Annotated in this window: 13 protein-coding genes; all 13 read left to right on the top strand. The window is 46.8% G+C overall.

Annotated features, from left to right (window positions below; genetic code table 11):
* Positions 1-4: 4 nt before the first annotated feature.
* Positions 5-577: a ribonuclease M5 gene (gene rnmV / locus HF864_RS06995; RefSeq protein ID WP_169462272.1), complete on the top strand. Its 573-nt coding sequence runs from the start codon at positions 5-7 to the stop codon at positions 575-577.
* Positions 567-1460, top strand: a complete 894-nt coding sequence (gene rsmA, locus HF864_RS07000) for a 16S rRNA (adenine(1518)-N(6)/adenine(1519)-N(6))-dimethyltransferase RsmA (protein ID WP_169462273.1) — start codon at positions 567-569, stop codon at positions 1458-1460. Before rnmV ends, rsmA begins: the two co-directional genes overlap by 11 nt.
* 90 nt (positions 1461-1550) lie before the next feature.
* A complete protein-coding gene (locus tag HF864_RS07005; protein WP_169462274.1) occupies positions 1551-1793 on the top strand; it encodes a Veg family protein in 243 nt (80 codons plus the stop codon).
* A gap of 150 nt (positions 1794-1943) precedes the next feature.
* Positions 1944-2795 carry a 4-(cytidine 5'-diphospho)-2-C-methyl-D-erythritol kinase gene (ispE, locus tag HF864_RS07010; RefSeq protein ID WP_169462275.1) on the top strand — a complete coding sequence of 284 codons (852 nt, stop codon included), beginning with the start codon at positions 1944-1946 and terminating at the stop codon, positions 2793-2795.
* Positions 2796-3124: 329 nt separating this feature from the next.
* Positions 3125-4348 (top strand): arginine deiminase, encoded by a 1224-nt coding sequence (arcA, locus tag HF864_RS07015; protein ID WP_169462276.1) that lies wholly within the window; start codon positions 3125-3127, stop codon positions 4346-4348.
* Between the two features lie 305 nt (positions 4349-4653).
* Positions 4654-6075 (top strand): basic amino acid/polyamine antiporter, encoded by a 1422-nt coding sequence (locus HF864_RS07020; RefSeq protein ID WP_169462277.1) that lies wholly within the window; start codon positions 4654-4656, stop codon positions 6073-6075.
* A gap of 202 nt (positions 6076-6277) precedes the next feature.
* Positions 6278-7186: a zinc ABC transporter substrate-binding protein gene (locus tag HF864_RS07025; RefSeq protein WP_169462278.1), complete on the top strand. Its 909-nt coding sequence runs from the start codon at positions 6278-6280 to the stop codon at positions 7184-7186.
* Positions 7183-7854 (top strand): ATP-binding cassette domain-containing protein, encoded by a 672-nt coding sequence (locus HF864_RS07030; protein ID WP_205882315.1) that lies wholly within the window; start codon positions 7183-7185, stop codon positions 7852-7854. Before HF864_RS07025 ends, HF864_RS07030 begins: the two co-directional genes overlap by 4 nt.
* Positions 7847-8641 (top strand): metal ABC transporter permease, encoded by a 795-nt coding sequence (locus HF864_RS07035; RefSeq protein WP_169462279.1) that lies wholly within the window; start codon positions 7847-7849, stop codon positions 8639-8641. Before HF864_RS07030 ends, HF864_RS07035 begins: the two co-directional genes overlap by 8 nt.
* Positions 8642-8907: 266 nt before the next feature.
* A complete protein-coding gene (purR, locus tag HF864_RS07040) occupies positions 8908-9753 on the top strand; it encodes a pur operon repressor (protein ID WP_169462280.1) in 846 nt (281 codons plus the stop codon).
* A 6-nt stretch (positions 9754-9759) separates the two neighbouring features.
* Positions 9760-11127 (top strand): bifunctional UDP-N-acetylglucosamine diphosphorylase/glucosamine-1-phosphate N-acetyltransferase GlmU, encoded by a 1368-nt coding sequence (glmU, locus tag HF864_RS07045; protein ID WP_169462281.1) that lies wholly within the window; start codon positions 9760-9762, stop codon positions 11125-11127.
* A 71-nt stretch (positions 11128-11198) separates the two neighbouring features.
* On the top strand, positions 11199-12182 hold the full coding sequence (locus HF864_RS07050; RefSeq protein ID WP_169462282.1) for a ribose-phosphate diphosphokinase: 984 nt from the start codon (positions 11199-11201) through the stop codon (positions 12180-12182).
* A 106-nt stretch (positions 12183-12288) separates the two neighbouring features.
* Positions 12289-13014, top strand: a complete 726-nt coding sequence (locus HF864_RS07055) for a hypothetical protein (protein WP_169462283.1) — start codon at positions 12289-12291, stop codon at positions 13012-13014.
* Positions 13015-13018 lie beyond the last annotated feature (4 nt).

Genomic DNA, 13018 nt, shown 5'->3' on the forward strand with positions numbered 1-13018 from the left:
CCTTATGAAAAAGATTAAAGAAGTCATTGTTGTCGAAGGCAAGGATGACACCAAACAAATTGCTAAGGCCGTCAACGCCGACACGTTTGAAACAAACGGGTCGGCGTTGTCGTCAAGCGACCTTAAGCAGTTGTCAGAACTACAGAAAACGCGTGGCTTGATCGTGTTTACCGACCCTGATTTTAATGGCGAGCGGCTACGCAAGATGATTAGCCAGGCTGTTCCTGGCGTCAAGCATGCTTTTATCAGACGCGATCAGGGAGTTCCTGATGAGGCACATGGCAGCCTAGGCGTTGAACATGCAAATCCAGCGGTTATCAAGGCAGCCTTGGAGCATGTCTATACGCAAGAGACTGAACCAGAAGTTGCCATTACGCCAGCGATGATGCGCCAGGCTGGTCTGGTAGGCGGCAATAACGCCCGCACACGACGCGAACGGCTCGGACAGCTTTTGGGAATCGGCTATGGCAATGCCAAGCAGATGTCTAAGCGACTTAACATGTTTCGCGTCAGTGCACAGCGATTTGAAACGGCCATTGAAAAAATTAATCAGGAGGAAAAACGCGATGAGCAGTAATCCGGAGATTGGTAGTTTGAACCGGACACGGGCCATTATGAAAGAATATGGCATTCATGCTAAGAAGGGTTTTGGTCAGAACTTTTTGACGGATCTCAACGTCTTGAAAAACATCGTCAGAGCAGCTGAGATTACCAAGGCTGATAACGTGATCGAGATTGGACCAGGGTTGGGGGCCTTGACCGAACAGCTGGCTCAGGCGGCTGGCCAGGTAGTGGCACTGGAGATTGATACTGACTTGTTGCCGGTTTTGGATGAAGTACTCTCACCATATGACAATGTTAAGGTGATTAATCAAGACGTTTTAAAAGCGGATCTACCGGCACTGATTCAAGAACAGTTCACTGACCCCAGCCGGCCAATCAAAGTCGTTGCCAATCTACCTTATTACATTACCAGTCCAATCCTGATGCGGCTGTTGGAGAGTCCAGTTGAATGGGCGGCAATCTGCGTTATGATGCAAAAAGAGGTTGCCCAACGCTTAACGGCACAACCAGGGACCAAGGAGTATGGAGCATTGACGCTGGCAATTGAGTATCGCATGCAGGCACGGATTGCATTTGGCGTTTCCAGACATGCATTCGTCCCATCACCAAATGTCGACTCAGCCATTGTGGTGCTAACGCGACGGACTCAGCCATTATTGGATAAGCCGTTTGATGAAGGAAGATTCTTTGGGTTCGTAAAGAGCTGTTTTGCTCATCGACGCAAGAGTCTGTGGAACAATCTCAAGCCGCTGGCAGGTAAGGATACCGAAAAACAGGAGACGGTTCAGACCGTATTAGCTGAATTAAACATTTTACCCCAGATCCGTCCAGAAAAATTAACGTTGGAACAATTTATTGCCTTAGCTAATCAGCTTCATGATCATAAACTGTTTTAAAAAATAAATTGATTTTTACCATCAGTTATGATAAAATTTGACTTTTTGCTAATTCTTGCCTTATAATGGTTTTTTGTGAGGTGAGAATATATGCCAACGACAATTGAAGGCATCAAGGAAAAGCTTGATGCACAGGTAGGCCAAAAAGTACTGGTCACGGCGCAGGCTGGTCGTAAAAAGGTTACCCAGCGTCAAGGCATTTTAAGCGAGACGTATCCAGCAATTTTTATCGTCAAGCTTAACAAGCGTGAAGGTTCTTTTGATCGGGTCTCCTACAGCTATGCCGATCTTTTGACCAATAATATCTCTTTGACATTTGAAGAAGCTGAATAACTCAGCCAAAGCATCGTGTTTAGCACGGTGCTTTTTATTTAGGGACAAAAGAATCCATAAGGCTGGCTTTAGTCTTTGAGAATAGTTGCAACCCAGTCAGGCACATTTGTATAATAATTAAAAATTACTTGTCAAAAGGGGGGTATGACCTTGATCATAACTGAAAAAGCTCCCGCCAAAATCAACCTGGCGCTGGATACCCCAATGCGCTATATTGATGGTCTGCCACGCTGGGACATGGTAATGAACTCCATTGACCTTGCGGATTACGTTACGATTGAGACGCACCAGCACCAGCATCGTATCAAGGTTTATACCGACAGCGGCTTTTTACCCAACGATCAGCGCAATCTTGCCTATCAGGCTGCTCATATTCTCAAGAATCGTTTTCATGTTGATGAGGGCGTAACAATCAGAATCAAGAAACGAATCCCGGTCGCAGCAGGGCTCGGCGGTGGCTCGTCGGATGCGGCTGCCGTCTTAAGAGGACTCAATCAAGGCTGGAAGCTGGGACTTTCCTTAAAAGAGCTGGCACAGCTGTCGCTTTCGATCGATTCTGACGTACCCTACTGCGTCTACAGTCGAACGGCTCACGTAACCGGTCACGGTGAGCAGGTCGAGGTGCTAAGATCATTTCCGCATTACTGGGCGGTCGTTGCTAAGCCTAAGATCAGTGTTTCAACGCCAACGATTCTGCGGCAGATTAATTATGAAAAGCTTCAGCACCTGGATGTTGATTCATTGGTGGAGTGTATTCAAGCTGGACGCTGGCAGGAATCTTTTGCCTATATGGGCAATGTATTAGAGCCGGTTACAATGAAAGAATATCCTGAAATTCGTCAACTCAAGCAGCGGATGGAAAAGCTGGGGGCCGATGTAGTTCAGATGAGCGGCACGGGGCCGACCATTTTTGCGTTGTGTCATAATGAGTCAAGGGCTCGGCGGCTGCATAACAGCTTGTGCGGCTTTTGTCGGGAGGTCTATTTAGCCATGCTTTTATAGCAGCATTGGTTTCAATCAGGTTTTGACCCTGGTTGAGACCTTTTTTATTCATTTTGCAATTTACGATAATGAACAATTGATGCGTATGCAACTATTAGTTGTATGTCAATTGTTCATTTTCAAATTTATTTAAAAAAATGATATTCTAATTCTATACATTATTTGCCTAAAATATATTCATAAATTGATTGAGTAAGTATATTCGCGAAAACGTATTCATTTTATATAAAACTGCCACCAAAACGTTGATTTTACAGGATTGACAACGCTTACTTAACGGGTTATATTAAGAACGTAGTCAAGTAAGAAAACAAAGGAGTGACTGTATTATGCCAAGTCCAATTCATGTAACTTCGGAAATTGGCAAGCTGAAGACGGTTATGCTGCACCGTCCTGGCCGTGAAATTGAAAACATCACGCCAGACTCGATGTACCGTCTGCTGTTCGATGACATTCCATACCTGCCAATCGCGCAAGAAGAACACGATTACTTTGCTCAAACGCTGCGCGACCAAGGCATTGAAGTTCTGTATTTCGAAAAGCTGGCTGCTGAAGCACTGGCTGACCAAGACGTTAAGGAAGAATTTGTTGACCGCATGATTGCCGAATCCGGTTACGCAGCTGGTTTGATCCACGACGTTTTGAAGGAATACCTGCTGGCCATGAACACTCAAGACATGGTTAACAAGATCTTCGAAGGGGTTCGTCGTGAAGAAATCGATCTCCCACACATGACGCTGCAACAAGCTGCTGAAGATGCTGATTGGCCATTTGTTATGGACCCAATGCCAAACGCATACTTCACTCGTGACCCACAAGCATCAATTGGTGATGGCATTTCCATCAACCGGATGACTTTCCCAGCTCGTCAGCGTGAATCCTTAATCACTGAATACATCATTAAGCACCACCCACGTTTTGCTGGTCAAGTCAATGTATGGCGTGACCGCAACCACGAAACGCACATTGAAGGTGGGGACGAACTGGTATTAAGCGACCACGTATTTGCCATCGGTATCTCCCAACGGACGACTGCCGACGCAATCGAAGACATCGCTAAGAACCTGTTCAAGAAGTCGAACTACGACACGGTCATTGCCATCAAGATTCCACACAACCACGCAATGATGCACCTTGACACTGTCTTTACGATGATCGACTACGACAAGTTTACGGTTCACCCAGCTATCCTGGATGAAAATGGTCAAGTCGACAACTGGGTTCTGCACCCAGGCAAGGACGGCGAAATCACGATGGAACACCACACGGACATCAAGGAAGTGCTTAAGAAGGCCTTGAACAAGGACGACATTGACTTGATCCCAACTGGTAACGGTGACCCAATCATCGCTGCTCGTGAACAATGGAACGACGGCTCAAACACGTTGGCAATCGCACCTGGCGAGGTTGTTACCTACAACCGTAACTACGTATCCAACGATCTGCTGCGTAAACATGGCATCTTAGTTCACGAGGTTCGCTCAAGCGAATTGTCTCGGGGTCGTGGTGGTCCACGTTGCATGTCCTGCCCAATTGTTCGTGAAGACCTCTAAAAGCAGGCATGCGGCATGACCGCATAAAATCACGTGCCGATCAATGAGATTTGGCGCATATTAAAAGCGAAAGTTGGATCATCGCGATATAAATTCGCAACGGTACGACTTTCGCTTTTTTCGATTAAGAATTAAAATAGTATTAGACAATTCTCGATCATTTATTTTTTTAAGGTGTGTAAGGGTTCAGAGGTGGGCGATTGAGTAAGAGTCGAAGTGTTTTTAAGTCATTTAAGCGAGTTTAGGTTTGATTTGTTTGATGTCGAGTGGCTAGTCGATCTACGAATAGAAACGAGGGGATATTTATGGATACTCAAAAGAAAGGTATCGGCAAGGGCGAACTGATTGCCCTGATCATTAGTTCATGTATCGGTACCGGTATCTTCGGGATTACCAGCGACGTTGCGGCTGCGGCTGCACCTGGTCCAGCTCTTTTGGCCTGGCTGTTCGTTGCCTTTGGTTTCCTGATGCTGGTGCTTTCTTTAAACAACTTGTCAAACAAGCGTCCAGACCTAGAGGGTGGGATCTTTGCCTATGCCGGTGAAGGTTTCGGTCCACTGGGTGAATTTATTTCTGGCTGGTCCTACTGGCTGTCAGCCTGGCTGGGTAACATTGCCTTTGCTACGATGCTGATGAGTTCAATCGGGACATTTATTCCAACCTTTAAAGGTGGCCAAAACGTTCCATCAATTATTGTTGCAATTATTTTCTGTTGGCTGTTAACGATTTTGGTTAACAATGGTGTCGAAAGTGCCACCTTCGTTAACATGATTGGGACGATCTGCAAGATTGTGCCATTGGTAATCTTTATCATTATTATGTTTGTCTGCTTCAAGGGCGGCATGTTTACAGCTGACTTCTGGGGCAAGGTAGCAAGCAACGCTACTAAAGGTACGACGACTGGCTCGGTTTGGACTCAAATGAAGGGTACGCTGATGACTCTGATCTGGGTATTTATCGGGATCGAAGGGGCATCAGTTATGGCTCACCGTGCAAAGTCTCGTTCTGAAGCTGAACAAGCCTCTGTTATCAGTTTCATTCTGCTGGTAATCATCTACGTTTTGATTTCTGTTCTGCCATATGGTGCGCTGACGCGTGCTCAATTAGCCGGCATGGGTCAACCAGCCATTGGCCACGTTCTGGAAATGACGGTTGGTCACTGGGGTGCCGTATTGATTAACGTTGGTTTGATCATTTCAACGATTGTTTCCTGGCTGTCTTGGACGATGCTGCCAGCCGAAACGACGATGCTGGTTGCTGATGACAAGGCGATGCCAAAAGCTTGGGGCAAGGTTAACTCCAAGAACGCACCAACGACTTCTTTGATGATCACGGCCGTTTTGCAGACGATCTTCCTGTTCTCGCTGCTGTTTACGGAAAAGGCTTATGAATTTGCTTACTCGCTCTGTGCTGCCGCAATTTTGTTCTCCTACCTGTTTGTTGGTCTCTACCAAATGAAGTTGAGTTCCGAACGTAAGGAATGGGGTCAATACACGGTTGGTTTACTGTCGGCACTGTTTATGTTTGCCTGCATGTTCCTGGCTGGTTGGCAAGAAGTGCTGCTGGTTACGATCAGCTTTATTCCTGGCTTCTGTGTCTACTACGCCGGCTGCAAGGAAAACAGTCACAAGCTCTCTAAGGCTGAGCTGTGGACGATGGGCCTGATTCTGGTATTGAGCGTTGTTGCCATCGTATTGGTATGCAATGGTACGATCACCATTAGCTAGTGATTTTTGACGGATGATTGTCATTGAATGAATCAAGACTATTTAAAAGCTTAAAGACGAATTTAAATCGTGTTGGAATTTCTCCAGCACGATTTTTTTATATAAAGGATTGCGCAGACGTACAAAATTAGGTAAGATAGTTAACGTTGCTAAATCGTAATTATTACTATTTAATTAAATGGATTTTTAAAGAGGTGAAAAAATGGATCGACGCTTTTGGAAAATGACAGCTGGTCTGGGATTGCTTTTGGCCGTAATTCTTGGTCTGGCAGCTACTGATTGGCGACCACAGCAAAAATCACAGCGTCCAATCAGGGTTGTGACCAGCCTGAATTTCTATGGTGAAGCAGCTCAAGCGGTTGCGGGAAAGTATGGCCAGGTTACCTCTGTCATTGATAATGCCGCGATTGATCCCCATGACTATCAGCCATCAACGGTTCAGGCTGAACAGGTTGCCAAGGCCAATGTCGTAATCTTAAATGGCCTGGGCTATGATCAATGGATGAGTGATCTGGTTAAGGCCAATGCCGATGATTCACAAATCATCGTTAATGTTGGCAGTCAAGTTGCCAAGCGAAAAAACGGCGATAATGAGCATGTTTGGTATCGACCACAGACAATGAAAAAATTAGCCGATCAGCTGGCCAAAAAATATGCCAGCATTGATCCAAAACACAAACAGTATTATTACCGCAATGCCCAAAAGTATGTTCGTTCCCTGGGCGTAATTGATCAGCAGATTGAAAAATGTCGGGTACTGGCCCAAAAACAGAAAGTTGATGTCAGCGAACCGGTTTTTGACTATGCCTTAGAGAATCTGGGCTATCAAATCAATGATCGTCATTTTGAAAAAGCCATTGAAGACGGCAACGACCCATCGCCACAAGATATTCAGCAGCTGCAAGAAGACATTGAGGAGCATCGGATTGCTTTTTTTGTCAACAACAAGCAGTCTGACAGCAAGACGATTGACAATCTGGTCGCATTAGCCAAAAAGAATCACGTCCCGGTTCTCAACGTTACCGAATCACAGCCCAATGGCAAAACATATCGGCAATGGATGATGGGGCAGTATCGGCAGCTTTACCAAATTCTACAGCGAGGTGAATGATCATTTCTCTTATTACAGTTAAAAATCTGACCCTAGCCTATGGCGACAAGGATATTGTTGATGGCCTAAGCTTTTCGCTGACAGCCGGAGATTTTTTGGTTGTCATCGGGGATAATGGCGTGGGTAAGACAACGCTGGTGCGGGCACTTTTAGGACAGCTCAAGCCGAAAAAAGGCACGATTGCCATGCAAGAAAAACTGAAAATTGGCTATGTACCGCAATTTCGCAATCTTGATGAAGAGTATCCGCTGTCAATCAAAGACTTTGTGGCCTTAAACGCCGGCAAGAGTCTGCGGCCATGGCTAAATAAAAAGGAACGCCAGCATTTAAAGCAGATTCTGGAGCTAACGGATCTGATTCGCATTCAAGAACGCCAGCTGGGCCAAGCCTCAGGCGGTGAAAAGCAGCGTGCCTATCTGGCGCAGGCACTGTTGGGCAACCCGCGGCTTTTGATTTTGGATGAGTCGACGGCCAGCCTAGATAATGAAATGAAATACGAGCTGCTGGATCTGGTTGCCAAGCTGCAAAAACAGGGCTTGAGCGTGATTTTTATTACACATGACTGGGAACTGGCGCAAAAATACGGTACGCGTTATCTGAAGATGATGCCGGGTCACTATCAGACGGGGCCAATCGCTGAGTTTCGGCAGGGGGTAAAAAATGTTTGAGTTGAGTTTTATGCGCAATGCATTCATGGCAGGAACGTTTATTGCCATCGTTAGCGGAACGATCGGCGTCTTTGTAATGGCGCGCAATATGTCTTTTTTGACGCATACCCTGTCAGAGATTGGCTTTGCGGGGGCTTCATTTGCCGTCTTTGCTGGCTGGCCAGCCTTAAATGGCATGCTTTTGTTTACCATGCTGAGCTCAGTTTTGGTCGGACAAATGAGTATCAAAGAATCACGTCGGGAGGCCGTGATCAGTGCGGTTTCGGCGCTGTTTATCGGGCTGGGCATCTTGTTTTTGTCACTTTCTAGTCAAACGGCCAGCTCGGCTACCAGCATTTTGTTTGGCAGCGTGGTCGGTATCAGTAAACATGAGGTCTGGCAGCTGGTGGGGCTGTCGCTTTTGGTATTGGCGGTCGTGCTGATCGGCTATCGGCAGCTGAAGTTTGACTCGTTTGATGCGGTTGGTGCACGGGTCAATGGCGTCAATGGTACGATCGTCTCGATCATCTTTTTGCTTTTGTTGGCACTAAGCGTCAGCGTGGCAGCCCAGATTGTTGGCTCGCTTTTGATCTTTATTTTGCTGACGCTGCCGGCAGCCAGTGCTAAGTATTATACGCATGGCGTGGCCAAGATGATCGTTTTGGCGATTTTGTTTGCAATGCTGGGGACCTGGCTGGGACTTTACCTGGGTTATCTAACCAATTGGCCGGTCAGCTTCTTTATTGCGGTGATTGAGGTGACAATCTACATATCCGCATTGATTTTCCAGCATTTGGTCAACGATTAGCAGAAAGTGTTAAAATAAGACACGGCTCAAGCTTTGGGCGGTGTTTTTTAATTTTGGTCGTAAAATGCACCAATGATAATGTTTAGTCCGGAATTTCTCTTTTTTGCTTATCTAAATTGGTTAATCCTTTTAGGTGCCGTGATTATTATGATTATTTACCGAAATGGCTTGTAAGATTATAAATAAAATTGCGGTAAAAGACGAACTATTATGGTATGATTTGAAGGTATCAATAATTATTAGCTCAAGTAAAAGAGGGAGATCACATGAAAGTCAGACGCAGTAATCGCTTGGTTGATATGACGCGCTATTTGATGGAACACCCACGGACATTAGTTTCATTAAAGTTTTTTGGTGAACGTTACGGCTCGGCCAAGTCATCAATCAGTGAGGATCTAAGCATCATTCGGCGGACGCTGCACACATGGGGCGTTGGTCGTCTGGAAACTCTGCCTGGTGCCAGTGGCGGAGCCCGTTTGACGCTGCTCTACTCTGAAGAGAATGCTGCGCAGGTCATTGATGATCTGGTTAAGGCAGTTGATGACGACAGCCGTCTTTTACCAGGTGGTTATGTCTATCTGTCAGATCTTTTGGGTCGACCAGACGTGCTGCGTGAAGTTGGTCGCTTGATTGCAACGCAGTACGTTGACGATGACGTTGACGTGGTGATGACGGTTGAAACCAAGGGGATTCCGATTGCACAAAGCGTAGCAATGTATCTGAATAAGCCATTCGTAATCGTGCGCAACAGCTCACACATTACTGAAGGATCAACGGTCAGCGTCAACTATGTTTCTGGTTCATCACAACGGATCAAGAAAATGGAGCTTTCGCGGCGGACGCTTAAGGAAGGCGCCAATGTGATCGTGGTGGACGACTTTATGAAGGGTGGCGGCACGCTGAACGGCATGAAGTCGCTGATCGAAGAGTTCGGCGCTCACTTGGTTGGCATGACGGTATTTGCTGAGGGACAATTCAGCGGTCAGCGACTGGTTGACGGCTGCACGTCTTTAATTAAGGTTCAGGCAGTTGATGACACGACCAACAAAAAAATCACTGCTCAGCCAGGCAGCTACATGGAAGCCGTATTTGGCAAGAAAAAGGAGAAATAAATCAATATGACGCAACGCAATGCAATTATTCTCGCGGCCGGCAAGGGTACGCGGATGAAGTCCAAGCTTTATAAAGTATTGCACCAGGTATGTGGCAAAACGATGGTTGAACATGTCTTGGGTCAGTTAGAAAAAGCCAAGATCGACAACATCGTAACGGTAGTTGGCTATGGTGCCGAAACTGTTGAGCAGACGCTGGGCAATCGGACCAAATATGCTTTGCAAAAACAGCAGCTGGGGACCGGTCATGCCGTTATGCAGACTGAGCAGCTGCTGGGTGATCAAAAGGGTGAAACGCTGATCGTTAGCGGGGATACGCCTTTGTTTACCGCTGCGACCTTTAACAAGATGTTTGAATACCATGAGCAGCGTCATGCGGCAGTCACCATTTTGACTTCAGTGGCACCGGATCCAACCGGCTATGGTCGTATTGTTCGTAATGACGTGGGCATCGTTGAGCGGATTGTCGAACAAAAGGATGCCACGCGTGAAGAACAGGAGATTCACGAAATCAATACTGGGGTCTACTGCTTTGACAATGAAAAACTGTTCCAGGCCTTGAAATTAATCAATAATGACAATGCTCAGGGCGAATATTACCTGACCGATGTCATCGGTATTTTAAAGAGCCATGGTGAAATCGTCACGGCCTACCGGATGAATGATTTTGATGAATCAATGGGGGTCAATGACCGCGTTGCCTTGGCCCAGGCCAACAAGATCATGAGAAAGCGCATCAACACCCAATTGATGCAAGACGGTGTTACCATGGTTGATCCCGACACGACCTATATTGATGCCGACGTCAAGGTGGGACGTGATACGGTTATTGAAGGCAACGTCGTAATTAAAGGCAATACGACAATCGGCAGTGACTGTTTTATTGGAGCCCATTCCGTAATTACGGATTCCGTGTTGCATGATGACGTTAAGGTTTATGCCTCAACGCTGAAAGAATCCGAAATGCACACCGGTTCCGACATTGGCCCCAATAGTCACCTGCGTCCGCAAGCTGAAATCGGCAAGGGCGCTCACATCGGAAATTTCTGTGAGATCAAGAAGGCCTACATTGGTGAAAATACCAAGATCGGTCATCTGAGTTACGTTGGCGATGCAACCTTGGGCAAGAACATCAATATTGGCTGCGGCGTGGTCTTTGTCAACTACGATGGTTCTAAAAAGCATCACACCAACGTTGGTGATCATGCTTTTATCGGCAGCAATTCAAACATCGTTGCACCAGTTAATATTGCTGAAGACTCATTTATTGCGGCTGGATCGACGATTACGGACAGTACTGAACGTTTCGACATGGCAATCGCACGGGCACGTCAGGTCAACAAACCGGATTATGCCAAGAAGCTTCCTTGGTAACAGTTGCTTTTTGTGCTTTAAATCAATATGATTAGAGTGTTGGAAAAAGTATGCAGATTTCGGAGGACCCCATGAAAGAACGTTATGCTGACCCTAAATTAAAAATCTTTGCCCTAAATTCCAATCGTCCCTTGGCAGAAAAGATTGCCGAAGAAGTTGGCGTGGAACTGGGTAAACTTTCGGTTGACCGCTTTAGCGATGGTGAGATTCAGATCAACATCGAAGAAAGCGTTCGTGGTGATAATGTCTACGTGATTCAGTCAACCTCAGCTCCTGTCAATGACAACCTGATGGAGCTGATGATCATGATCGATGCCTTGCGTCGGGCAAGTGCCAATACGATCAACGTGGTCTTGCCATACTATGGCTACGCACGGCAAGATCGTAAAGCGCGGAGCCGGGAACCCATCACGGCCAAGCTGGTTGCCAACATGCTGCAGAATTCCGGCGTAACGCGGATCGTTGCCCTCGATCTGCATGCAGCTCAGATTCAAGGCTTCTTTGATATTCCGGTTGACCATCTGATGGGGGCACCGCTTTTGGCTGACTACTTTATCAATGAAGGCGTGGCTGCCAATGCCGTTGTTGTCTCGCCTGACCATGGTGGGGTTACGCGGGCACGGGCCCTGGCTGAGTTTTTGAAGGCGCCAATTGCCATTATCGACAAGCGGCGGCCACGGCCAAACGTTGCCAAGATCATGAACATCATTGGTGACGTTAAGGGTAAAAAGTGCATTATGATTGATGACATGATCGACACTGCCGGTACGATCTCCAAAGGTGCGCAGGCACTGATGGATGCTGGTGCAGAAGAAGTCTATGCTTCAGCAACCCACGCCGTTTTATCCGGTCCAGCCATCGAGCGTTTGGATAACTCGCCATTAAAACAGGTCGTCGTTACGGACTCAATCCAGCTGCCGGCTGAAAAGCAGATTGACAAGATCGTGCAGGTTTCCGTAGCACCGCTGATTGGATCGGCCATCAAGCGGATCAACGAAAATCGCCCGGTCAGTCCATTGTTCAACAATCGTTTTGAACAAGCCAACGAAGATTAATCAAACTATGCTTCAAGAGTCGCTGATGGGCGGCTCTTTTTGATTTTGAGGCAAAATAGCAGTCCATGTTATAATGGTTGAGGCAAGACATAAAGGAGCAAAAAATATGAAAATCAAAACTTCGATGAAGCGACTCATGCTGGGCATGGCTTCAGTAATGGTCATGTTTGGCCTGGCTGGATGCGGCAGTACGTCTACTCAGTCCAGCGAGTCGTCTTCTGCGTCGTCACAATCTTCTACCAAGACGACGGCTGCTTCCAAGGCGCGGGATACTGCCAATAATCAGATCATGTCCGGCCAGTACAAGGAAGCATTGAAAACGCTGCTGGCAGTTAAGAATCCCGATTCACAGACTCGCAGCATGATTAAGGATCTGCAAAAATACTTAGCGGCTCAAGATGCCTATAACGATCAGGAATATGAGGAGGCTGCCAGTGATCTGGCTTCAGTATCGTCAAGTTCCAAGCCAATGCGCTCTGCGTTTATCAGCATGAAAAACAAGGTCAAGCAGGCTCAGCAGTCGGCTTCAACCAGCTCTGCCAGTCAGACCAGCACGAGTACTTCGAACAGCACGAGCGCTTCGTCGGCTGCCAGTTCATCCAGTTCAGCGGCTAACTCACAGGCGGCCAGTCAGACTGGTATGGACGTGATTGATGCGTTTGCAGCCAAGATGAGCTTTAACCAATCCAGTTATGGAATCATTCCAGAGGGTAAGGATGGCGACGTGTACACCTTTGAGGTTCGTCAAAACAATGATGACAATACCGTTGCCCACTTGATTGGCATCTATCAATATAATGCCGTAACCGGTGCGGTGGAAAAAATCGGCTAATATC

It is taken from the genome of Lactobacillus sp. MRS-253-APC-2B (assembly GCF_012843675.1).
In the GTDB taxonomy this organism is placed as follows: Bacteria; Bacillota; Bacilli; order Lactobacillales; family Lactobacillaceae; genus Limosilactobacillus; species Limosilactobacillus pulli.